General features: G+C 50.1%; 24 protein-coding genes. 18 read left to right on the top strand and 6 right to left on the bottom strand.

Going from position 1 to position 23,523, the window contains the following annotated elements; genetic code table 11:
* Positions 1-2 precede the first annotated feature (2 nt).
* The gene (locus H6G21_RS04775) at positions 3-917 is read right to left on the bottom strand and encodes an Rpn family recombination-promoting nuclease/putative transposase (protein ID WP_190571062.1); all 915 of its coding nucleotides are present in this window, start codon (positions 915-917) and stop codon (positions 3-5) included.
* A 422-nt stretch (positions 918-1,339) separates the two neighbouring features.
* On the opposite strand from H6G21_RS04775, the gene H6G21_RS04770 reads away from it, so the two are divergent.
* On the top strand, positions 1,340-1,933 hold the full coding sequence (locus H6G21_RS04770) for a TIGR04376 family protein (RefSeq protein ID WP_190571060.1): 594 nt from the start codon (positions 1,340-1,342) through the stop codon (positions 1,931-1,933).
* Between the two features lie 18 nt (positions 1,934-1,951).
* Positions 1,952-2,836 carry a carboxylating nicotinate-nucleotide diphosphorylase gene (gene nadC / locus H6G21_RS04765; protein ID WP_190571058.1) on the top strand — a complete coding sequence of 295 codons (885 nt, stop codon included), beginning with the start codon at positions 1,952-1,954 and terminating at the stop codon, positions 2,834-2,836.
* Between the two features lie 566 nt (positions 2,837-3,402).
* Here nadC and H6G21_RS25955 read toward each other — a convergent pair.
* Positions 3,403-3,708 carry a DUF2809 domain-containing protein gene (locus H6G21_RS25955; protein ID WP_347277979.1) on the bottom strand — a complete coding sequence of 102 codons (306 nt, stop codon included), beginning with the start codon at positions 3,706-3,708 and terminating at the stop codon, positions 3,403-3,405.
* 783 nt (positions 3,709-4,491) lie between these two features.
* On the opposite strand from H6G21_RS25955, the gene H6G21_RS04755 reads away from it, so the two are divergent.
* The 7 genes from H6G21_RS04755 (at position 4,492) to H6G21_RS04725 (ending at position 10,731) form a co-directional block, all read left to right on the top strand.
* Entirely contained in the window at positions 4,492-4,629 is a 138-nt protein-coding gene (locus H6G21_RS04755; RefSeq protein ID WP_190571054.1) for a hypothetical protein, read from the top strand.
* An 84-nt stretch (positions 4,630-4,713) separates the two neighbouring features.
* Positions 4,714-5,211, top strand: a complete 498-nt coding sequence (locus H6G21_RS04750; RefSeq protein ID WP_190571052.1) for a DUF2231 domain-containing protein — start codon at positions 4,714-4,716, stop codon at positions 5,209-5,211.
* Positions 5,211-5,816: a DUF2231 domain-containing protein gene (locus H6G21_RS04745; protein WP_190571050.1), complete on the top strand. Its 606-nt coding sequence runs from the start codon at positions 5,211-5,213 to the stop codon at positions 5,814-5,816. The genes H6G21_RS04750 and H6G21_RS04745 overlap by 1 nt, the downstream gene beginning before the upstream one ends.
* An 8-nt stretch (positions 5,817-5,824) precedes the next feature.
* On the top strand, positions 5,825-6,781 hold the full coding sequence (locus H6G21_RS04740; RefSeq protein WP_190571048.1) for a cytochrome c oxidase subunit II: 957 nt from the start codon (positions 5,825-5,827) through the stop codon (positions 6,779-6,781).
* Positions 6,778-8,460, top strand: coding sequence for a cytochrome c oxidase subunit I (gene ctaD / locus H6G21_RS04735; protein WP_190571046.1), 1,683 nt, complete (start codon positions 6,778-6,780; stop codon positions 8,458-8,460). The genes H6G21_RS04740 and ctaD overlap by 4 nt, the downstream gene beginning before the upstream one ends.
* Positions 8,447-9,082 (top strand): heme-copper oxidase subunit III, encoded by a 636-nt coding sequence (locus H6G21_RS04730; protein ID WP_190571044.1) that lies wholly within the window; start codon positions 8,447-8,449, stop codon positions 9,080-9,082. Before ctaD ends, H6G21_RS04730 begins: the two co-directional genes overlap by 14 nt.
* A gap of 137 nt (positions 9,083-9,219) precedes the next feature.
* Positions 9,220-10,731 (top strand): GMC family oxidoreductase, encoded by a 1,512-nt coding sequence (locus H6G21_RS04725; RefSeq protein ID WP_190571042.1) that lies wholly within the window; start codon positions 9,220-9,222, stop codon positions 10,729-10,731.
* A 75-nt stretch (positions 10,732-10,806) separates the two neighbouring features.
* Here the strand turns inward: H6G21_RS04725 and H6G21_RS04720 are convergent, their stop codons facing one another.
* Positions 10,807-11,526, bottom strand: a complete 720-nt coding sequence (locus H6G21_RS04720; protein ID WP_347277978.1) for a (2Fe-2S) ferredoxin domain-containing protein — start codon at positions 11,524-11,526, stop codon at positions 10,807-10,809.
* 412 nt (positions 11,527-11,938) lie between these two features.
* Here H6G21_RS04720 and H6G21_RS04715 point away from each other — a divergent pair, with 412 nt between their 5' ends.
* The 9 genes from H6G21_RS04715 to H6G21_RS04675 all read left to right on the top strand — a co-directional run bounded on the left by H6G21_RS04715 (position 11,939) and on the right by H6G21_RS04675 (position 19,780).
* Entirely contained in the window at positions 11,939-12,967 is a 1,029-nt protein-coding gene (locus H6G21_RS04715) for a multicopper oxidase domain-containing protein (RefSeq protein WP_347277977.1), read from the top strand.
* A gap of 280 nt (positions 12,968-13,247) precedes the next feature.
* Positions 13,248-14,258, top strand: a complete 1,011-nt coding sequence (locus H6G21_RS04710) for a helix-hairpin-helix domain-containing protein (RefSeq protein ID WP_190571039.1) — start codon at positions 13,248-13,250, stop codon at positions 14,256-14,258.
* A 103-nt stretch (positions 14,259-14,361) separates the two neighbouring features.
* Positions 14,362-15,318 (top strand): FTR1 family protein, encoded by a 957-nt coding sequence (locus H6G21_RS04705; RefSeq protein ID WP_190571037.1) that lies wholly within the window; start codon positions 14,362-14,364, stop codon positions 15,316-15,318.
* Between the two features lie 331 nt (positions 15,319-15,649).
* Positions 15,650-16,282 carry a hypothetical protein gene (locus H6G21_RS04700; RefSeq protein ID WP_190571035.1) on the top strand — a complete coding sequence of 211 codons (633 nt, stop codon included), beginning with the start codon at positions 15,650-15,652 and terminating at the stop codon, positions 16,280-16,282.
* Positions 16,283-16,583: 301 nt separating this feature from the next.
* A complete protein-coding gene (locus H6G21_RS04695; protein ID WP_190571033.1) occupies positions 16,584-16,766 on the top strand; it encodes a hypothetical protein in 183 nt (60 codons plus the stop codon).
* Between the two features lie 176 nt (positions 16,767-16,942).
* Entirely contained in the window at positions 16,943-17,464 is a 522-nt protein-coding gene (locus H6G21_RS04690) for a hypothetical protein (protein WP_190571031.1), read from the top strand.
* Between the two features lie 242 nt (positions 17,465-17,706).
* Complete coding sequence (locus H6G21_RS04685) at positions 17,707-18,129, top strand: hypothetical protein (RefSeq protein ID WP_190571029.1); 423 nt, start codon at positions 17,707-17,709, stop codon at positions 18,127-18,129.
* A 48-nt stretch (positions 18,130-18,177) separates the two neighbouring features.
* The gene (mddA, locus tag H6G21_RS04680) at positions 18,178-18,930 is read left to right on the top strand and encodes a methanethiol S-methyltransferase (RefSeq protein ID WP_190571027.1); all 753 of its coding nucleotides are present in this window, start codon (positions 18,178-18,180) and stop codon (positions 18,928-18,930) included.
* A gap of 31 nt (positions 18,931-18,961) precedes the next feature.
* On the top strand, positions 18,962-19,780 hold the full coding sequence (locus H6G21_RS04675; RefSeq protein ID WP_190571025.1) for a hypothetical protein: 819 nt from the start codon (positions 18,962-18,964) through the stop codon (positions 19,778-19,780).
* Positions 19,781-19,820: 40 nt separating this feature from the next.
* On the opposite strand, the gene H6G21_RS04670 is transcribed toward H6G21_RS04675, so the two are convergent.
* From H6G21_RS04670 to H6G21_RS04660, 3 genes are all read right to left on the bottom strand, one after another.
* Positions 19,821-20,081 carry a DUF2584 family protein gene (locus H6G21_RS04670; RefSeq protein ID WP_199307013.1) on the bottom strand — a complete coding sequence of 87 codons (261 nt, stop codon included), beginning with the start codon at positions 20,079-20,081 and terminating at the stop codon, positions 19,821-19,823.
* Positions 20,082-20,205: 124 nt separating this feature from the next.
* Positions 20,206-20,835 carry a flavin prenyltransferase UbiX gene (locus H6G21_RS04665; protein ID WP_190571023.1) on the bottom strand — a complete coding sequence of 210 codons (630 nt, stop codon included), beginning with the start codon at positions 20,833-20,835 and terminating at the stop codon, positions 20,206-20,208.
* A gap of 131 nt (positions 20,836-20,966) precedes the next feature.
* Complete coding sequence (locus H6G21_RS04660; protein WP_190571021.1) at positions 20,967-23,330, bottom strand: ribonuclease R family protein; 2,364 nt, start codon at positions 23,328-23,330, stop codon at positions 20,967-20,969.
* Positions 23,331-23,523 lie beyond the last annotated feature (193 nt).

Genomic DNA, 23,523 nt, shown 5'->3' with positions numbered 1-23,523 from the left:
GTCTATGATTGCTCGTCAGGATGTTGTTGTAACCAGGTTTGTAAATCAGCGATCGTCGTGAAGTCGAAGAGGGCTTCGGCAAGGGCTTCCAGGTTAGAAATCGATCGGGCTTCCAAGAGCGATGGAATTTCATCGGGCAGGGTGCCCAAGCGTCGGGTCAGTAGGCGCAGCACGAGCGATCGGCATTCTTGTTGCCGCCCCGTTTGCAGCCCTTCTTCCCGACCTTCTTCCCGACCTTCTTCCCGGCCTTCTTCCCGGCCTTCTTCTTTGGCTTCTTGGTAAAAGCGGGTTTCTTGGAGTGTGATGCCGAGCATGGCTTCTACCTCGCGACGAGTGAGATGGGTAAACTTGTAGGCCAAAATGGTGGTGATCATTTCCATAATGCCACGCCGATCGCGCTCTGGGAGTTCGGTCTGGCTAGAACGATCGAGGAGATTGCGGGCTGCTTGGGGAATTGTGGCTTCATCCAGGATGGTGAGTACCATCAGGGCAACACCGAGGGGCAAATTGTCGAGGTTACCCAATTCGTCCAGGTAAATATGATGGACGCGGGAACCGTGGAATAGGTCTTCGTAGGGGCCGATCGTGGCTTGTTCGATCGATCGGGTGGGGTAGATGATGGCGGCTTGCCAGTCGGTGAAGCGTTGCCGTTGGCGGTAGAAGTAGAGGAAGGATTCGCCGAAGAGGCGTTCGTAGAGTTGTTCGTCGCGTTGGAATTGCACTTCGCAGAAGTAGACTGTGGCGGGAGGTTGGTCTTCGGGAGGGAGGAAGACGCCGTCGATTTCGAATTTAGCTTCTTTGACGGCGACGGAATCGAAGCGGTATTGCTGGGCATGGGTGGGGTGGGTTCCGAGGAGGTCGAACAGCAGGGTGGGATAGGTTTGGAAGAGTTTGTAGAAGATGGTGTCTCGCCGCATAGGGGGCTGAGGGATGGCATGGATTAGATTAATTCAATTGTACTATACTGTGTGGGTGTGATGGATAAATATATGTAACAGCGCAAGAAGCAGTGTCGTTAATGCAAAGAATAGCGTAATGCAATAAAATTAATTAAAAATAACCAAAAATAGTTTCTGAAATCATTCGATCGAACTGAATCATCAGCGATTTAATCGCATAATTTGCAACAGTAGATGATTCAACGGCTCAACCGATTGCCGACTTGGCCTTGGACTCACCGTTCAGCGGAGGACTGGGAATTGGTTAGAATAGAAAGGTTCTGGATCAATGTCTAACTTGTGTTTGCCCCTCCCATGCCGTCCTAGAAAATCGGCCTAGCATTGGCCTGGGGGTAAGCTGACTCAACGTTTGCGGAGAGCTTATCTGAAGGAGCTATGCGATGGGTCTATTCGATGATGTCAGCCAATTTCTAGAGGATCGGATTGACGAATTTCTCAAAAATAATCCCCATCTGGAACTGCAAGCGCTGGAGGAAAAGCTCTATCAGCAGGAGCAGGAAACGGGTCGCTTACTTGCCGACTTGCGATCGCGCATTCAACAGGTGGAGCAAAAAATCCGGGAAACGGCCCAGGATGTGCAGCGTTGGCATGTACGCATCGAAAAGGCGAAGGCAGCCAATCGGCGGGATTTGGCGGAACCGGCCCAAGCCCATGAAGCCTCGTTGATTCGCACAGGGAACCAACTGTGGGGGCAGATGGAACTGCTGCGCGATCGGGTGAAGCAAACGGAAGAATTGCAGAAGAAAATTCAGGGGCAGCGGCAGGAGGTCAAGGCAAAGCTGGAACAGGTACAGGCCCAGCAGGCAACCCAGCGGGCAGCTCAGCCCAACCCCGCTCCCAATGCAACCTGGAAGGCGACTTGGAACCAAATTCCTCGTATGAATGTGAATCCGGCTGATCCGTTGGAAAAACAATTCCAAAATTGGGAAGCGGAGGAGGAGTTACAACAACTCAAACGCAAGATGGGTCAGTAATTAGCAGGATGAATGGGTATGAAGGGTTCAAAATACGCGCTGCCGCATTGGGTTGTCCTCGATCGCAGTTTGCAGGAGTGGCTACGGGAGGATATTGGGCGGGGCGATCGGGCGACGCAGGCGTTGGGGCTTGGCGACGGGGCAGCGGCAATGCAGACCAGTCAAGCGCTGTGGATTGCGAAGGCCGATGGGGTGATTGCGGGATTGCCGATCGCGGGGCGGGTGTTTTACCTCTTGGATCAAGCGGTGGAATTTGTGCCGCAGGTGGTGGAGGGGGAATTTGTCAGGGCGGGAACGCCGATCGCCCAGATCAACGGTTCCTTTGATGCGTTGCTGTCGGGGGAGCGGGTGGCGTTGAATTTGGTGATGCGGTTGAGTGGAATTGCGACAGCAACGCGGCAGTTTGTTGAGAAGATTGAAGATCTGCCGACACAGTTTGCCGATACGCGCAAAACAACACCGGGACTGCGGATTCTAGAAAAATATGCTTCCCAGGTGGGGGGAGCGGTGAACCATCGCATGGGGTTGGATGATTCGGCGATGTTGAAGGATAACCACATTGTGGCGGGGGGCGGAATTGGCCCTGCGATCGCTCAAGTGAGATCGAGCCTACCCTATCCGTTGACGATCGAGGTGGAGACGGAGACGTTGGAGCAGGTGGCGGAGGCGCTGACCCACGGGGCAGATATCATTATGCTGGATAATATGCCGCTGGAACGGATGCGGGAGGCGGTGCAGAAGATTCGTGCCCATAATCCACGGGTAAAGATTGAGGCATCGGGGAATGTGAGTTTGGAGACGATTCGAGCGATCGCGGAGACGGGGGTAGATTTTATTTCTAGTAGTGCGCCGATTACCCGTGCGCCTTGGTTGGATATTAGTATGCGATTTCAATCAACTTGAAACAGCATGGGGGGAATCTTGAGAGTTCTGGTTAAGCAAGTTAATGATGCCATTGGTATGAACTATTACCTCGGCAATCAAATATTAGGCGAAAGGCAATTACAGTGGAGCTATGATAGAAATAGAGGGCCAAGGAGGTTTGCGATGGATAAACCTGATGCCCGACACCTCAGCATTGAAACCCAAGATTATCTACGATAGCAAGCTATTCGACTGTGACAGCAGGGAAAGTGAGTGAACGAGATTAGCGAATATTTGGGTGTGTATCGTACACAGTCTCAGAGTGGTGGTGCCAGTATGAACACTACGGCGATGCTGTCTTACCCCAACAGGTGTGAGGACGGCAGGTTGGAGAGGGACGGATTTCAAGTCCGCATGAGGAATCCGAAGTCCAAACGGCCATATAAGGACAGTTGGCTGGGAGTAAATTTCACCCACTAGTATTTCACCCACTAGTATTGGCGAGCCTCCGTCCTACGCTGTTTTCCATAAATCATTCAACTCGCACAAATGACCCTGGAAAAGCAGATTTGACCCCGGAAGAGCAGGCTTCATTGCCTTGGTTTCTATCCGCGATCGGTGGTGAAAAGCACGATCGCAATCCCCAGCGTATAAGCGACTAAATCTCGCCAATCAAAAGTGGAGCCAATGGTGAGATGGGCTAGTTGAGAATGACGCCAGCCGAGAATATCAATTATATTGAAAAATTGAAGCAACTCGATCGTGTAAGCAAAGACCAGTGTCCCAATAGCAATTTTACGCAGGGACACTGCAACAAACGCATGAATGAAATAAGCAATCACCATCACAATTAAAACATCACCCAACAATGGCCGAATCCAGTCATCTCGAAAAAAGAGAGCGATCACCACAACTATTGCTAATAAAATTGCAAAGCGTGTGAAGGAAGTCCGATTAAATTTTAACCAGCTGGGTTTATACATTGGATTTATACAAGGGGTTTATACAAGGGGTTTATACAAGGGGTTATACAAGGGATGGGGTATGGGTTATGCAAGGGATTCATACAAGGGATGGGGCATGGGTTGCGCAAGAGATGTCAATACAGATGTCAACATAGATGTCAATCTCCTAACGAAGCCATGTCACCAACCCCGTCGCCAACCCCGTCGCCAACCCCATCACCAACCACTGTGATCACCTGGATCAGTCCGGTAGAGACGCTCAACTCACTTTGCAATCTGCTGGGGAAGGTCTAATGGGTCAATGTCTAATAGGTAAATGTCTAATCGGAATATCTACTGGCAAGCTTAAAGGGCAATGGTCAAGGATAGTCCATCAAGCTTAATCTAGGACAAGTCTAAAGTTAAGGCAATTCTAAAGTTTAGATAATTCTAAGACAGCGTGTCGCACTTGTAACTCAAGGATAGGTTAGCCGATGAGTCTTAAAAAAATCCTACAAACCCCACCAGAGAGGAGATTTCCTCGGTAAGCTACGAAAGAGTGAAACCACGCTAGACTCTCCCAATGGACTGTTGCAACATGTTGCAACATAGATTCCGGTGATTGTAGCCTGGTGATTAGTCGATCGCCGTGATTGATTCTCTGCCAAATAATAGGGTTCTTGTCCGATCGGTGTTCACACGCAGAAAGGACGAGAAATAGGAAGCGATAGCGACTATGGAAAAACGACTATGGAAAAAGCGACTATGGAAAATATTGTCAATGAGCAGGTTTGTATCATTCTAGCCATTGCCACGCTGGATTTTTGTCATTTTTGTGGAGTTGCTCTCAATGATACAGACAGATGTCTGCTGCGGGTTTTAACTTAATTGACTAGCTTCCTCAGCTAGCCCGATATCAGAAAACTCGATCGGCAGACTCTTCTCATTCTTAGTTTAAATTTAATTTGAATTATGCTGGAGTATCTTCCCCCGCTCAATGATCACAATTTGCCCTATCCCGATACCATTCACCCGATCGTCGTGCATTTTGTGATTGCCATGGTATTATTTGCGGTGTTTTGTGATGTCCTCGGCTATTTCACACGTAATGTTCGTTTGTATGAAGTGAGTTGGTGGAATTTATTTTTTGCAACCATTTCTATTTTTATTGCCATTATTTTTGGACAAGTTGAAGCGGGATTGGCAGAACCCTACACCGCCGCAGAATCCACGCTGAATTTGCATACCCTACTGGGTTGGTCACTGTCTGGCATTATTGCAGCGATTACGGCGTGGCGATATATCCTGCGCTCCGGCAATCCTAAGGAATTACCCGTCCCATTCCTGGGGGTGGGAATTGTGTTAGTTGGGTTAGTTTGCGTTCAGGTTTATCTCGGAGATATTCTGGTTTGGGTCTATGGACTGCATACAGTCCCCGTTGTGGAAGCCGTGAAGGAGGGGATTCTGTAATGGATCTGAACTTAATCGATCAGCTGAAGGATCACCTGGGTCAGAACGGCCTGCCCTACGCCATTCCCATTCACCCCAATCTCGTTCACTTGACCCTGGGGCTGTTTATCGCCGCGATCGCTTTTGATATCGTTGGCGTGTTCTTTCCCCTGGAAAAACCTGTCTTCAAGTTTTTGGCGATTCCTGCCACCCGATCGAGCTTCTTTGATGTGGGATGGTACAACATCGTTGCGGCAGCCATCATTACCTTTTTTACCGTTGCCGCTGGGTTCTACGAGATCTTGCTAGCAACACCGCCCACCGATGTTACGAGTGCCTGGGGGTTACAGGCCATGGAAACCATGCTCTGGCATGGAGTGGGCGGGGTGATCCTGTTATTGCTGATTGTAGCAATGACCGTCTGGAGAGGGTTTCAGCGGTTTCTCTGGCGCAAAGACCAAGCCCAGCAAGTGCAGTGGAGTTACCTCCTGGCAGGGATAGGGATCTTTGCGTTGATGTTTGTCCATGGGACGCTAGGGGCGCAACTGGCCGCGGAATTTGGCGTGCATATCACCGCCGATCGCCTGTTGCGCATCGGTGAAGATCCCAATTTGCTGTTGCGGTGAAGGGTGGCATGAGTAGAGGCACAATCTTAAAACTCGGAATCGTGGCGATCGTTCTTGCCCTTATCAGTCTCTGGATGGGGCAACAGTCCTACGCCTGGTTCCCACCCCAGGCATCTGCGGAATCGGTACTGGTGGATCAACTCTTTAGTTTCCTAGTCACCCTAGGAACCTTTATTTTTCTGGGTGTGGTCGGAACGCTGACCTATGCCGTCCTGTTCCAGCGGGCTGGGAAGTATGACGCCAGTGATGGGCCACCTATTGAAGGTAATATCACCCTGGAAGTCGTCTGGACGATCATTCCCTTTGTTTTAGTCATCTGGATTGCAGGTTACAGCTACCAGATTTACGACCAAATGTCGATTCTAGGGCCCATGGAGCATGTCCACCTGGGAATGTCCGGGATGTCCGGCATCGCCGCAGCGGAGGCCGCCCCGCCCGTGGCATCTGCCGACCCAGCCTCCGATCGGCCCTCCGATCGTCCGCCCGTAGAACACATTGACGTATATGCGCGGCAATGGGCCTGGGAGTTCCATTATCCCCAGCCAGTCGTTACCAGTACCGAATTGCATTTGCCCAACCGCCAGCGCATCCAGTTGGCCCTACATTCTGAAGACGTGCTGCATGGTTTCTTTGTCCCTGCCTTCCGCGTCAAGCAAGACATCATCCCCGGTCAGGTGATTGAGTTGGAATTTACCCCCATCCGGGAAGGACGCTATCGGCTGCGGGATTCCCAGTACAGCGGCACCTACTTTGCAGCTATGCAAACCGATGTGGTGGTGGAGTCGCCCCAAGCCTACCAGCAGTGGTTAGAAACCGCCTCCACTCAGCCTCCGGTTCCTGCCTATAACCGGGCCTTTGATGAATACCATCGCGCCCACAACCCCATTAGTACGGGCTGGAAAATTGTTGAACCAGCACCTCCCCCCACCGTAAACGTACCCAGTTTGAAAGGGAGTAACCCATGACCAATCTTTCGGTTGACGAGCTAGCTCAAATTGAACAACCGCTCCCCGGTGCGCCGAACAACTGGCAGCGGTTCTTTAGTTTCAGCACAGATCACAAGGTGATTGGGATTCAATATCTGGTCACCTCCTTTTTCTTCTTCTTGATTGGCGGCATCTTCGCCATGATCATTCGAGGGGAACTGATTACCCCAGAAGCCGATCTCCTCGATCGATCGGTCTACAACGCCATGTTCACCATGCATGGCACCATCATGCTGTTTCTCTGGACGTTTCCTTCCCTTGTAGGGCTATCCAATTATTTAGTGCCGCTGATGATTGGGGCTAAGGATATGGCCTTCCCACGCCTGAACGCCGTGGCCTTTTGGATGGTGCCCGTATTTGGGGTGATCTTGATGGCCAGCTTTTGGGTGCCCGGTGGCCCCTCCCAATCGGGCTGGTGGGCCTATCCTCCGGTGAGCCTTCAGAATCCAACGGGTCATCTGATCAACGGTCAAGTGCTGTGGCTGGTCGCCGTTGCGATCTCGGGGGTCTCCTCGATCATGGGGGCTGTGAACTTTATCACCACGATCGCGCGGATGCGGGCACCGGGCATGACCTGGTTTCGGATGCCGGTGTTTGTCTGGACGGTGTTTGCCGCACAAATGATTCAACTCTTTGGCTTACCCGCGCTGACTGCGGGGGCCGTCATGCTGCTGCTCGATCTCACCGTTGGCACCAGCTTTTTTGATCCCGCGAAAGGGGGCGACCCGGTGTTGTTTCAGCACTTTTTCTGGTTCTACTCCCACCCTGCCGTCTACGTGATCATCCTGCCCATTTTTGGCATCTTTTCAGAAATTTTCCCGGTCTACGCCCGCAAACCGCTCTTTGGCTACAAAGTGGTCGCGATTTCTTCCTTAGTCATCACCGGCTTGAGTGGCATTGTCTGGGTGCACCACATGTTTGCCAGTGGGACTCCCGGCTGGATGCGGATGCTGTTTATGGCCACGACAATGCTGATTTCCGTGCCGACGGGCATTAAAGTGTTTGCCTGGGTTGCAACGATCTGGGGTGGCAAACTGCGCCTGAATACCCCCATGCTCTTCGCCCTAGGCGGACTGGTGATGTTTGTTTTTTCAGGCGTGACGGGGATCATGCTGGCAGCGGTTCCCGTTGATATTCACGTCAACAATACCTATTTTGTTGTCGGTCACTTTCACTATGTGATTTACGGTGCGGTGGTCATGGGCCTGTATGCTGCCTTCTATCACTGGTTCCCCAAAATGACGGGACGGATGTATTCAGAAGGGTTGGGTAAGTTGCATTTTGTGTTGACCTTGATTGGCACGAATCTGAACTTCTTTCCCATGCATCCCCTAGGCTTGCAGGGCATGCCCCGACGGGTGGCCTCCTACGATCCAGAATTCGCCTTTTGGAATGTCATTGCCAGTCTGGGCGCATTTCTGTTGGGGATGTCTACGTTGCCCTTTATTTTGAACATGATTGGCTCCTGGGTGCAGGGGGAAACGGCGTCCAAGAACCCCTGGCGGGCGATCGGGTTGGAATGGCTGGTTTCTTCGCCCCCCACCGTTGAAAACTTTGAAGAACTCCCGATCGTCATCTCAGAACCCTACGGCTACGGTAAGACAGAGCCGTTGGTTGCCAATCCCGATCGGCTGGAGGTCGCCCATGAATCCCCTTGAAATTGATGCCTCACTCAACCCAGAAAGTCCCACAAATCCGGCTCTAGACCCACACACCCACCCAGAGCACACCCACGACGACGCAGGCAACCGTCTGTTTGGCTTCATCGTCTTTCTGTTGTCGGAAAGTGTCATTTTCCTCAGCTTTTTTGCCGGATATATCGTCTACAAAACCACTGCTTTGGACTGGTTGCCTCCCGGCGTCACGGGCTTGGCAGTCCGGGAACCCGCAATTAACACGGTGGTTTTAGTTTCCAGTAGTTTTGTCATCTACATTGCTGAACGGTTTCTCCATGCCAAAAATCTTTGGGGATTTCGGGTGTTCTGGTTGCTGACGATGGCCATGGGCAGCTATTTCCTCTACGGCCAGGCGGTGGAATGGCGCGGCCTACCCTTTGGGTGTACCGATGGGTTGTTCGGGGGAACCTTTTATCTCCTGACGGGATTTCACGGCTTGCATGTGCTAACCGGAATTTTATTGCAGGGGATGATGTTGCTGCGATCGTTTATCCCTGGTAATTACGATCGGGGTGAGTTTGGGGTGGTAGCCACCTCTCTGTTTTGGCACTTTGTCGATGTCATCTGGATTATTTTATTTGTGCTGATTTATCTGTGGCAGTAATAGGGTTGTAGTAATTCAGACTATTACAGTGATTCAGACTATCACTGTAATTAAGACTGTTGCAGTCAGTAGTACTGTTGCTGTAACAGTATTGCAACTACAGGATGGCCGTAATGGTGTGGTAGAGAGGTAAACCCATGATTATCGATGACCAAATTTACGATCTAATTATTGTTGGCACAGGGGCGGGGGGCGGCACCCTGGCTGCAAAGCTGGCTCCCACGGGCAAAAAGATTTTGATCCTAGAACGGGGGGATTTCATGCCCCTGGAAGAGCAAAACCGCAGCAACGTCGATATCTTTAAGCGGGAACGCTACCATGCCCCCGAGCAGTGGTACGACAACTATGGGGAACCGTTTTCCCCGCAGATGAATTACGCGATCGGGGGCAACACCAAAATCTATGGTGCCGTGCTAACGCGATTTCGGGCCCAGGACTTTGAAGCGGTCAAGCATCAGTCAGGCGTCTCTCCGGAGTGGGGCGTCAAGTATGCGGACTTTGAACCTTACTACACCGAAGCCGAGCGGCTGTATAAAGTGCATGGGCAGGTGGGGGCCGATCCGACTGAACCACCCCACAGCCAGGACTATCCCTTCCCCGCGATCGACCACGATCCCCAGATGGCAGCCATTGTAGAAACTCTCACCCAGCAAAATTTGCACCCGGCTCCGCTGCCGCTGGGATTAACCCGGCAAACGGATGATCCCACCAATGATTCCGAAGTGAGTGGCATTGTCCCCGCCTTGCAGCATCCCAATGTCACCCTAAAAACGGGGGCAAAGGTGGTTTGCTTGCACACCAATCCCTCGGGTCGCGCTGTCAAAGGGGTAGAAGCAGAAATCGCTGGCCAATCCTATCTGTTTCTGGCCGATCTGGTGGTGCTGGCCTGCGGAGCAGTGAACTCCGCTGCGCTGCTTTTGCGATCGCGCAATGACTGCCACCCCAACGGTTTGGCCAATAGTTCCGGCTTAGTCGGACGCAACCTGATGAAAAGCTTGATGACGGTCGTGGTGCAACTGAGTACCCAGACTAATTCCGGCGCGTTTCCCAAAACCGTTTGTGTCAATGATTTCTATGGCAGCGATCGCGATTTTCCCTATCCCATGGGACATATTCAAAACGCGGGAGGCTTACTCACGGATATCATCTTTGCGGAAGCGCCCCCCATGTTTTCAGTGTTAGCAAAATTTCTGCCAGGGTTTGGCCTGAAGCAGTTAGCCACACGATCGATCGGTTGGTGGGCACAAACGGAGGATTTACCTGATTCCAACAACCGGGTGCACCTAGACGGCAACAAACTGACTATTGACTACACCCCCAACAACATTGAAGCCCACGATCGCTTAATTTATCGCTGGACGGACGTGCTCAAAACCGTGGAGAAAGAACTGGACGGGTTTCAACGGGGGTTTATCCATCCGCGCGGTGAAATTCCGATTCAAGTAATGGCAAATCAGTGTGGAACCTGTCGCTTTGGCACAGATCCGCAAACATCAGTGTTAGATCTGAATTGCCGCAGCCATGACATCGATAATCTCTACGTTGTCGATAGCAGTTTTTTCCCATCCAATGCTAGTGTGAGTCCTGCATTGACCATCATCGCCAATGCCTTGCGCGTCGGTGATCATTTAATTGAGCAGATGCAATAGTTGAAAGATTTCCCAAAAATTTGACTGGGATTTTGATTGGGATTTTGATGGGGATTTTGATGGGGATACGGTTCCCTAACTGGCGGCTAGTTGTGCAACGAAGTGCTGATCGATTAAGTCCGGCACTTCCTCCGGCTTGACTTTGCTGTAGCGCACCTTATCCACCACTAAGTTCGGCCCAGACTTACAATGCTTCAGACACCCGGTTCCCTTGACTTGGACAAATTCCGTTAATTGCCGATCGTCCAAAGCCGCTTCCAAGGCTCGACACACCGCTTTGCCCTGCCGCTTCATGCAATCGGATTTTTGGCACATCAAAATCTTCATTTTTTTGCAGGGGGATGCAGGTTGCACAAAAGGCGTAACAGCAGCAAAAGGCGTAACGGCAGCAACTGGCTGAGCGCTAGGGGCTTGATCTGGGGTTTGATCTAAGGCTTTATCTAGAGCTTTGTCTAGAGTTTGATTGAGAGCTTTATCTAGAGCTTTATCTAGAGCTTTATTGAGCGTTGAACGATGCAGGCTGATGGATTCAATGGACTGCACCTTAAGAACGACCATCCCCGTTGTGAAATCGATTCGACGATCGCAAATGGTTTCCACCCAGCTTCCTGGGGTCAGCATCGTTGCCAGTTGGCTGCGCAGGGGTTTACTCAGCTTGATCTCCTGTTCACCCAGCGATGTTTGCAGCCGGAGTCCTTTGATTTGGCCATCTCGCTTGTACCAAAACCCGAGAAACTGTCCTGCAAGGCGACATTGCGTTTCTTGATGACGTTTGAGAGCGGCTTGCTTACCCACGGTGTGACCTCTGGTTGACCTAGTTGCGGTTTTGGGATGGTTGAAAACGAAAAATCTTATTGAGACCCATAATCATTTATCTGCTTTCACCTTAGCAGATAAATTTCATAAATGACAGATAGTTGCAATAATTTTTACTGAAGAGCCCTCTGTGATTTGATCCTCGATCGCTCTACCCTGGGCAAAGCACTCCACCCGTTTAAGACTTCCATGCAGTCAGAGTAGGGCATTGAGCGGATTCCCGACCCTCGTTTCATCGGTTTTCCGGCAGGAGAGATTGGGCTAACCTAACGAATCCTCTATGCACTCGGTTGAAAAAATGCGATGATACCCTAGACAATACCTTTTCTCATTAAAATCTCCCAATTGACTCGTTCCAATTGACTCGTTCCAATTGACTAGGGAAATTACGGTGGGAATTGATCCTGCGAGCAAGACCGTGGACATCAAGCAACCCTTATTCAATCGACGACAACTGCTGCAAGCTGGGCTGCTTCTGGGGGCGGCAGGGGGTGCCACGATCGGCCTCTCGCAACTGTGGCGATCGCGGGGACGATCGGCAACTGTGACCATTCCCCCCTTGCCCCAGGAGGCCATGCACCACGGGTCTGGCATCAGTCCATTAAAAATTTTGCGGGAGTTTGACTACGGTACCGTTACCCAAGAAAACGGGCGCACTGTGCGGGAATTTCGCGTCGAAGCCCAAACGGGAGAACTGCAACTCAATAAAAGCACTAAATTTATTACCTGGAATCTCAACGGTCGGGTTCCTGGCCCCACCTTTCGCGCCACTGAGGGCGATCGCATTCGGGTCATTTTTTACAACAAAGCGGGCCACTCCCACTCCCTGCATTTCCATGGAACTCACCCTGCGGCCATGGATGGCGTAAAACCCGTGCGCAATGGCAATGTCTTTATCTATGAATTTGATGCCGAACCCTACGGTGTCCATCTTTACCATTGCCACGTGGCCCCCGTCACGCGCCACATTGGCAAAGGACTCTACGGGATGTTCATCATCGATCCCCCCCAACCGCGTCCCCCAGCGGATGAAATGGTGCTCATCATGGCGGGCTATGACACTAATAACGACAACAAAAATGAACTGTATGCCTTTAATGGTCTGCCCCACGCCTATATGCATCAGCCGATCCCAATTCAGCAAAATCAACTGATTCGGCTGTATGTGCTGAACTTGATTGAGTTTGATCCCGTGGCCACCTTCCACCTCCACGCCAATTTATTTCGGGTCAACCCAACGGGGCGATTGCTAGAGCCATCCTACGAAACCGACGTGATCACCATGGGCACAGCGGAACGGCACATTCTAGAATTCAGCTTTAAGGAAACGGGGAAATTCATGTTCCATCCTCACCAAGACGCGATCGCAGAAGCAGGGTGCATGGGCTATTTCGATGTGATTTCTGGATTGCCTAGTTGACATGCCTACGACAAACCGTCAGAATAGCTTTCAATCAGTTAAAGCTAATTATTCTCATCAAATTCTCTCTATTAATCTAGGAGTCTCGATCGTGTTAAATCCCCCTTTCTCCAAATTTTGAGTCCTAGGGCACTCTAGATTCCTTGTCTGACGCAGTTTTTAGGGACTTATTTCGAGGATGCTGCCCGAGGAGAAATCTCCCGATTCACCTCACCCTCCATCAAATACAAGCATTAATCATGTCAGCTTTTTGTCAAAAATTACCACTAAGGTTTGAAGGATGAAATTTTTGAAGTTTTTCGGGCTATGGATTGCTTCCTGTGGGCTAGTCGTCCTAGTGGCTTGCAATAATCAAGCACCCTCGACATCCACCTCCCAAAATACCTCTGCTGCCAGTACTGCTCCCACTGAGCAAGCAACCCATGCGGATATGGGCCATAGCAAGAGAATTAATATCAACGCTGCGATTTTGTCAGAACTGGATAAGCTGGAGGCTAAGCTGGGCGTACCGGCGCTTTCCAATAAAATCCAGGCCAGTCGTCCCTACGGCAAAGTTGAAGAATTGGTGTCCAAAAACGTCATTACCCAGGCGCAGTTCGATCAGATCAAGGATATGGTGACGATCGAAGATATTCAGCTAACGGGAGAGGCGAAGGATGTCGATTACATGGTGAAGTTGAGCCTGATGAAAGGCCACATGATGGTAGCCAAGGAATTACTAGATTTGGGTAAGCCAGATCAAGCCGAACCCCACATTGGCCACCCGGTGGAAGAAATTTATGCCGATGTGGAAGATCAGCTGAATGAACGCAATGTAAAAGCCTTTAAGAATGAGTTGATTGCGCTTCAGGATCGGGTGAAGGCAGGTGCGAAGGATGCTAATAAAACTGCTGAAGAATACAAAGCATCTATGCAGTCGATCGATGGTGCGATCGCGGCGCTACCGGAGACCCAACACAAGGATCACGATTTTGTGCTGCAAGTGATTAATGGTTTGCTCGATACGGCGAATTCAGAATATACATCGGCGATCGCCGATGGCAAAGTGAAGGAAGCGATCGAATATCAGGACTCTCGCGGTTTTGTGATGTACGCCGATGAGTTGTACAAAGGCATTGCGAATCAGATTCAGAAAGAATATCCCGACAGTCACAAAAAGATTATTGCGATGATGGCGGATCTGTTGAAGGTGTGGCCTACAGCCATTCCTCCCCAGCAATCCGTAAAAACACCGGAAGAGGTGGGTACGCTGATCAAACAAATTGAAACGGAAACGAAAAAGGCATCCTAGGTTGCGATTTATCGAGGCTGAAATTTCGTCTAGCAATACTTGTCTAGCCATATCTGTCTAGCGATTGAATGTTCTTCTTTACTCGCATTGGGAATTGTATTTTATGGACTTGAGTTCTGCATTACCCACGTTTGTTATTACCCTGCGGGAAGGGGTGGAAGCGGCATTGGTCGTTGGCATTGTTTTGGCCTATCTCAAAAAAGCACGCCAATCCCATCTAACACCTTGGGTCTATAGCGGTGTAGGCGTGGGATTGGCGGCGAGTGGCTTGGTGGGCGTGCTGCTCAGTTGGTTTGTGCAAAATTTGGGGCAATCCAATGAGAAGTATGGCCCGGTGTTTGAGCCATTGCTGGAAGGGGTCTTCAGTCTGATGGCGATCGGGCTGTTGAGCTGGATGTTGATTTGGATGACGCAAAATGCCCGCACGCTCAAGACCGATGTGGAAGGCGCGATTCATGCAGCCCTAAATCAGGCCAAGGCCGGTTGGGGCGTATTTGCGCTCATCTTTTTTGCGGTGATTCGCGAGGGCTTTGAAACGGTACTATTTATTTCAGCGAAGTTTCAGCAGGGGTTGGTACCTGCGTTGGGAGCTCTAGCTGGTCTAGCGGGTGCTGTAGCGATCGGGGTCATGTTGTTCAAGCTGGGCATTCGCTTGAATCTGCGTAAGTTTTTTATGATGATGGGGGTGTTGCTGCTGCTGATTGTGGCGGGATTGGTGGTGACAGCCCTGGGGCATTTTGATGTGGCGTTGAATGCGTTAGCCAGTCTCGATCGCAAGTCTGCGGCCTTGTGTTTCTTCCAAGAGCGCTTTGTCAAGGCGGAAAATCGGGCTTGCATTCTGGGGCCGATGGTCTGGAACTTCAGTAAGGTGTTACCGGACGATCGCTTTCCTGGGGTGATTTTGAGTGCGTTGTTTGGGTATACGCAACGGCTATTCATGGTGCAGGGTGTCGCCTACGGGGTGTTTTTGATCACGGTTGGCGGCATTTATTTTCAGAGTTTGACGGGTAAAGTGAGTCTACCGTTCAAGAAGATGGCCCGGATTTCGACGAGAGGTTAACGGCTTGGCAAACTAAATGGTTTGAGTATGGGGATCTGGGCTGTTACTCAGATCCCTTAAATTTTTTAGCCATCTTTCTAGCAATTTTAACGTGAGTTCGACAAGCCAAAGTGTCCCTCACAGATCTCCTGTCCTTAAAAATGGAGAATTCACTTTCGGGGGGTGTCGGGGGAGTAGAGTCCCCTGACATCGCAGGGGGGCGGGGAGACGTTCCCCGATCTTCGCTGCGGAGCAGCCCCGACGATCGAGCCTCACCACGAATTATCGAACTCACGTAATTTTAGACTAGCAATTTTAGAAATTTATTGCAGTATTGCTTGGATAAACCCCAATGAAGATGCGATGGTATACCCTGTTAAAATCCTGGGCAGTCAAGGACCGCGAAATTACGAAAACCTATCAAGAAATTGTCAACGCCTATTCAGAAAGCCATCGCCACTACCACACCCTCCCACACATTGCCCATGTATTAGACACCTTGGAAACCCTCCGTCCCAAGGCTCAAGATTGGCTCGCGTTACAGTGTGCGGCGTGGTTTCATGATATCGTCTACGATCCCACCCAAAGGACAAACGAAGCCGAAAGTGCTGCCGTCGCTCAAGGTTATTTAGAAGCTTGGTCGATCGATCGCGATCGCATCCACACAATTAAGCGATTAATTCTGGCCACCCAAGACCATCGTATTCCGGATGATTTACCCGATGCGGCTTTACTCCTAGACGCTGACTTGGCGATCTTAGGGAGTGCGCCTCAGGACTACGATCGCTATGCTGCGGCCATCCGTCGGGAATATGACTGGGTTTCTCTGGCCGAGTATCAACAGGGTCGCATTGCGGTTTTACAAAACTTTCTCCAGCGCGATCGAATTTACCACACCAATCGACTCTTTGCCGACCTTGAACAAGCAGCCCGCCACAATTTACAAACTGAAATCCACTGCCATCAGCGATCGCTCAATTCCTGATTATTTTTATTTAAATAATTCAAACTACAAGGCATTCAATTTAGTCAATATTTAAATCGAGTATTGGATAGATAAAAACTGGATTTTGATTCACTTTAAAGGTGAATTTACTGAAGACTACCCTTATGGGTAGTTTTGTATTAGCCCTCTATATTCCTATAACTATAAATAGGCAAAAGCAACATACAGTCTGAGGTTGACCATGCTGAATCAATAATGTGAATCGCATAAGTTTAATGATCTCAAAGAGATTGATATTCGAATTGCTAAAGGCACAAGCTGTCTTAATACCCGCCTTGCAGTGCAAAAAGCATTCAAGGATGCGATCGACAAAGCAAAGAGCGAAAGCAATCCAGACATCAAAGTGATTGCCACTCAATTGATTACCTATTGGGAACAAGGTAACGCTAAACACCAGGATCCCTTGAAAAATGTGAGTGCTGGTGTTGAAAAATGCCAGAAATGCAAAAAAGGTGATTTCTAGCTTCCCGCGATCGCAGTCGTGAACGGTGTCTTTACTGTAGTTCTTTTCTGTAGCAGCTTGGCTGTAATGCGGCCAGACTGCCGTACTTGTTGATGACTTGGCTAGTTGATGATTTGGCTAGTCCAACAATTTCTCTCTGTCTATTTTTACAACTGACTCTTCTCTAGGAGAACATCATGAAACTGAAATCTTTGTCCCCCTTGGTTGCAATCGGGATGTCTGCGGCTATGTTGCTGGCCCATGTCCCAGCTAGCCATGCCAAACTGGATGAGTCTCGCAAAGTGAATTGGGAAAATGCCAAGAAACTTTATCCTATGTTGATGGATGCGGTGGCTACTCAGCGGCTGCGAGATGCCTACAACCTTACCGGGGAATTGCGCCTCAATCTAGACTATGTACAGGAAAAACTGGAGGCCACAGGACAACGCTTGCATGAGAAAGATCGGAATTGGGCTTGGGCTCCCAAAAAGAATGCCGTGGTGGAAAACCTGAAACGCACTCGAGTGGCGATCGGTATTTTAGGTTCCAAGCTGAAGGATGTCGGCTCCAGTCCCGATTCTGAAATGAATACGGTCAAGAGCGAGTGGCAGACGTTTGTGACCAGTTACGATGATCTGTGGGCGGAATATGTCAACCACGGGAAAGAACTGGACGCCATGGTCAAAGCATTCTACGAGGATTGCCCCGGTTGTCGATAAGTGTTCAATCACAGTAATTTTTAGTGCTGTGCTAGTCATGTGTTAGCTGTGTGTTAGCCATATCTCAATATTGGCTGTTGTATGAATAGAGCTTTTACTGAGCAACTTCTATAGTTCGATAGCAGCCAATATTAACTCAGTTTTCTTCTGTAAGATTTGCATTTCTGTGAAATCTGCATTTCTGTGAAATCTGCATAGTCTTCGACATAAACCATTGTTTATTCCATGAGTGAGCTAAAGTTATGCATTCACGCAAGCAAGTTCGTTTCCTAGGGCTCGATCGTAGATTTTTACTCATCCCCTGCGTTTTGATGCTGTTCGTGATTCTGATGAACTTCTTCTCTGCCCCCGTTTCTGCGCAGATGGAACGCGGGATTATGGGCATTTTTCAGAATGGGAAGGAAGTAGGACGAATTTATGTTCCTGACCGCAGTGTCAAGGCCGATCGCTATTCTGAATATTGGTTTTTGTACCCCAACTACATCTATCCAAGCCAGAGTCTTCCAGGCTTTGAAACAGTGATTATCCCCTTACCTGAAAAAGCTGCTTCCTTGGCGGAATTTCGCAAAACTCAGAAGTTTGCACCGGGTACCCGATCGATCAAGGTGTTATCCCAAGAAGCCCAAATTAACTTAATCGACGATCCAGACGAAGGAGGGCAATAAATGGAGCGTCATCATTTCATTTCTGCAATCGACCGGGAGCAATTCATCATGGGCCGTTTCATTACATTGATCTACGGCATTGTCACCTATCTGATTTTTCTATTCACGTTCTTGTACGCGATCGGGTTCGTTGGCAATTTTCTGGTTCCCAAAACGCTAGACTCTGGCCTAACTCGATCGTTCCCAGAAGCTTGTCTGATCAATTTCCTACTGTTAGGTTTGTTTGCGATCCAGCATAGTGTCATGGCGCGTCCGGCCTTTAAGCAACAGTGGCGGCGGGTGATTCCAGACCCGATCGAGCGCAGTACCTATGTCCTGGCATCGAGTGCCGCGTTATTGCTCCTATTCTGGCAATGGCAACCCATGGGGGGCATGATCTGGCAGGTCAACCATCCCCTCGGGCATGCATTCCTCTACCTGCTCTGTGCCCTCGGCTGGCTGATTGTACTGGGTAGCACGTTTGTGATTCATCACTTTGATCTTTTTGGATTGCGGCAGGTCTATTTGTATTGGCGTAACCAGTCCTATACCCCGATCGCCTTCAAAACCCCAGGCCCCTATCAGCACGTTCGCCATCCCCTCTATCTCGGCTGGCTATTGGCCTTCTGGGCGACGCCCCAAATGACTGCGGCCCATCTCTTCTTTGCCGTTGTGACAACTGTTTACATCCTTGTTGCCATTCAATTTGAAGAACGGGATTTAATTCACGTCCATGGCGAAGTTTACGCGAACTATCGATCGCGGGTTCCCATGCTGATTCCATTGCCCTTCCTGCATAAGGCTCTGTCGAAAAATGTGTAATTCCGATGTAGCAACTCTCTCAGAGGTTTCCATGAAAAGTATCCTGGAATTGATTGAACGGAAAAAGCAAATCTATGCGCAACTACCGCTCTTTACCTTCATGGCAGATACCAGCCTTGATCCCAGAAAACGGCTGGCCTTTGCGCCTTGTATGGCCCATTTCATCATGAGTTTTGGAGATCTGAATAAATATGTATTTCGGAACAATGCCGATACCCGTTCAGTACAACAACTAGTCAATGAACATACCTATGAAGATGATCACCACTATCCTTGGTTTTTAACCGATTTGAATAAGTTGGGATTCAATACTTCTAAGGGATTTGTTGATACATTACGATTTCTCTGGGGCGATGATACACCCATCACAAGGCAATTGTCCTATCAATTAGCAGCTTATACGTTCAATGCTGAGCCCATTTATAAAGTTGCTGTCATCGAAGCGATCGAAGCTACGGGAAATATTTTGTTTAGCTTAACGTCCAAAGTGGCCCAAGAGCTCCAGGCTCTGAATCAACAGGAATATCAATACTTTGGTCAATTTCACTTCAATCTAGAAAATGGCCATGCTGCAAAATCCTGCGAAAGCGAGCAATTACTGGAATCACTTGTATTGACAGAAGCGGAGCAAAGGTTCGCGATCGAGTTAGTCGAAAAAGTATTTGATATTTTCACAGCATGGACTGATGAGTTACTGGCCTATGCCCAAAAAGAAGGCGATGCTAGCCAGCTTTCTGATAGCCAGATTTCTGGTAACCACATTTCTGCTAGTCAGTTTGTAGACAGCCGATCGCGCCATAGTCATCCCACAACGGTGATCTACGCCAACGATGTCCTCAATGCTTCTTGATCGCGCATTTTGAGGAAATTGCAGACCTAGGAGGAGAACTTTACTTAACTGCGAAGGGAACCTCGTAGCAGCGATGGATACGATAGACGATCGTGGTTCTCTGGCTTTCCCAGGTGAGTTGTTGAATGATCACTTCTCCCTGGGCTTGCCATTGGTCATCTACCAGTTGCAACGGAACATCGATCGGATAAATGCGGTATCCGCTTTTCTGGGCAGTGTGAACCGTTTCCTGGGTCAGGGACATGGGAAACTCGTCCGCCTTCAGTTTCACAATACTATTCACCTGGCAGGGCATTCCCATTGTTCCACGCCTCGCATTGTACTCACATTGCAATTTTTGAGTTCGTGACTTTTTAAATTAGTGATTTTTTAAATTGGTCATTTGTTAAATTCGTAATTGTTTTCTGGATTGCTAGCTGATGCTTTTAGGAAGGGACAGGGGATGTTGGATCTTCTTTCCAACGTTCGATCGGAACACAGTCGATATCCAGTTGATCAAAGGCACGGGCAACAACAAAGTCAACCAAATCCTCGATCGTTTTAGGATGGTTATACCAAGCCGGAATGGCCGGAACAATCTTGGCACCGGCTTCCGCCAAGGTGGTCAGATTGCGTAAATGAATCAGGTTAAAGGGCGTTTCCCGGGGCACAATCACCAGTTTGCGACCTTCCTTTAGTTGCACATCCGCTGCCCGTTCCAACAAATCGGAACTGAGGCCCGCCGCCAATTTTCCCACGGTGCTCATGCTACAGGGCATGACCAACATCCCCACCGTCCGAAAGGATCCGCTGGCAATATTGGCACCCACGTTACCAAAGGGGTGACAGGTCAGTTTTCCGCTGTGCATCACTCCGCATTTTTCCCGCCAGAAAGTTTCTTGATGCCACGGATCGGCGGGCATTTTAATCCCTTCCTCCTCCAACCAGACCATGTAGACAGCCTTAGAGGCCACTAATTCAATTTGCCAGTCAGCTTCTAACAAAAATTTGAGCGCTCGAACAGCGTAAATTAACCCTGAAGCTCCAGAAACACCCAAAATCAAAGGTCGCGCCATGGTTTGCTATTCCCTGTGATGCAGAAGGGCACAGACGTGCTGTGCCCTAATGTGATGAATTTCCAGCAGTCTACCAGAGGGGTTTAAGCCAGTCAAAATGGACGGACCCAAAATCCCTCGGAGGAGTTGGTTTATTCATCATCCCCATCGAAATCATTGTCAAAACTCCCCCGATCGTCGTCATCATCATCAGGCGAAAGGAAGATATCTTCGCTGGCCGTGCTACCACCACTGACTGCCACCAAATCTATCTGTTGACGGTAGTAGTCTACGCTCTTGACTTGGACTTCGATGCGATCGCCGAGGCGGAACTGCTTGCGGTTTTTGCGACCTACCAAGGTTTGCTGGCGCGATCGGAATTCATACCAGTCATCCTTGAGGGAACTGACATGGACTAAGCCCTCCACCAGTAATTCCTCAATTTCCACAAACAACCCGTAGGACTGAACGCCTGTGATGACGCCGTGGAAGATTTCTCCCGTGCGTTCCTTCATCAGCTCCGCTTTTTTCAAGCCTTCCAGGTCGTTCTCGGCATCCTGGGCCACCTTTTCCCGCTCGCTGAGGTGGGCCACAACGAGTTCAAAGTGGGAAGCCAGTTCCTGTTGCAACTTGTCTGGAAGCACGTTCCAGGTGATTTCACCATGGCAGGAACTGTGGCGAATATCCACGCCCTCCTTCGATCGCGCCGATTTGCGATCGCGACCTTCCTCGAACATGGCATGGAGAGTGCGATGGATCAGCAGGTCAGGATACCGCCGTACCGGGGATGTGAAGTGCACGTACCCCTGTTCTAGGGCCAGCCCAAAGTGAGGCTTGGCCGTAGTGCTGTAGAAGGCCGGTTTGAGGGTGGACAGCAACAGGTAGGTGAGCACCCGCTCCGACCCCGATTCAGCAAAGCGCCGGGTGAAGTTTTGGAAGTCGAGGGGAGAGACTTCTTCGTCATTCTCCAAAGTGAGATTGATGCCCATGCCCGCAACTAATTTCATCAAGTCTTGAACCGCATTTAAGTCCGGTGAAGGATGGACGCGATAGACCGCTGGCAACTCCAACGCTTGCAGATGTTGGGCCACGGTTTGGTTGGCCAACAGCATCAGTTCCACCACCATGGAGTGGATGGGCAAGCTGGGGGAAAGAACGACTGCCCCCAAGGCCCCTTCGTCGTCGTAGTGGAATTTGCTGAAGGTGTATTTCGCGGCTTCCTCCGGGGTCTCGATCGCGTCGGCACGGGCGTAGATTTTCTCGGGCAGGTTCAGTTCAAAGGCTCCCCGCGATCGCCGCTGTTCCTTAATGGCATGGCTGAGGCGATCGAGGTTGACTAGCATATCCGCGATCGGTTCAAAGGCTTCCAGTTCCTTGGACTCTTCCTCCGCAAGAATGGCCTCGGCTTGCTCGTAGCTCAACTGGTAATCGACTTGAATCACCGTGGGCTGAATTTCGTACTCCAGCACTTCCCCTTCATCATTCAGGTTGAGCAGGACGGAGACCGCTAGGCGATCTTTGCCCGGTTGCAAGGAGCAGAGGTTATCCGTAATGGCTTCCGGCAGCATGGGAATGACGGTCTCGCCCAGGTAGATCGACACCCCGCGCCGCTGGGCCACCCGATCGAGGGGCGTCCCCGGTTGGACGTAGTGGGCCACATCGGCAATGTGGATCCCCAATTGCCAGGTATCATCTTCCAGTTCTTCTAGGGTGATGGCATCATCGGCGCTGTCTTCGCTATGGGCCTTGATGGTGATCGTCGGCACGTCGCGATAGTCAATGCGCTGTTTGAGTTCAGCCTTAGCAATTTTGTTAGGCAGGGCTTTGGCCGCAGCTAGGACATGATCGGGGAAGCTGCGGGGCAGGTCATGCTTGCAGCAAACAATTTTGATGTCGTCGGCTTCGTCGTCGGTACCAAGGAGTTCCGCCACCTGACCGATCGGGCCTGTACTACCGAGGGGATAGCGCAGAACTTCCACATGCACCAGTTGATCGAGAGCTTCGTCAAGGTCGAAGTCGCTTTCTTCCAAAATGACTTCAAACAACAGCCGATCGTCCAGGGGAACGGCCCTAAAGGATCCGTCTTCTAATTTTTTCAGCCGCGCCAAAATGGAGGGATTGGCCCGTTCCAGAATCAAACGCACTTCGCCTTCAGGACTGCGACGGCGGCTACCTTCTTTGGTGACACGTACTAGGACCCGATCGCCGTTCCAGGCGGTGTTGAGTTGGCTTTCACGAATGTAGACATCCTCGGACTCTTCCGAGTTTTGAATGGCAAAACAGAAGCCTTTACTGGAGCACCGTAGCTTTCCTTCTACGACCCCCTCTTCCGCCAGCCGACGATATTTGCCTCGTTCTTTCTCAACAACGCCTATTTTCTCTAGGGCATCCAGTGCAATCTGTAACTTGCGAATATCGTTGTCCGTTTGACACTCCAGCTTATTCTCTAGGGTTTTTGGGGCAACGAGTTTGTCCTCATCCAGATTGGCCAAGAGTTCGGCGATCGAAAAATCCATTGTAGCGATCTGTCCTTAGTTGATGGTTTGCTTGCGGCATCACCCTAGTCCGGGGCACTTCAGCACAGTCGGCAAGCGATCACCTCGGTTAGAAAACACCCATCCAGTTCTAGATTGCATAGGAGTTTGGCGGTTGCAACTCTCTGCAAACTATTGGCGGCACAACATCCAAGCCGATTGGGCTACACGCTCA

Origin of the sequence: Alkalinema sp. FACHB-956, assembly GCF_014697025.1 — a bacterium.
Lineage (GTDB): Bacteria > Cyanobacteriota > Cyanobacteriia > Leptolyngbyales > Leptolyngbyaceae > Alkalinema.
The sequence above is the reverse complement of the archived record's forward strand: the minus strand, read 5'-3'. Positions and strand labels throughout refer to the sequence as shown.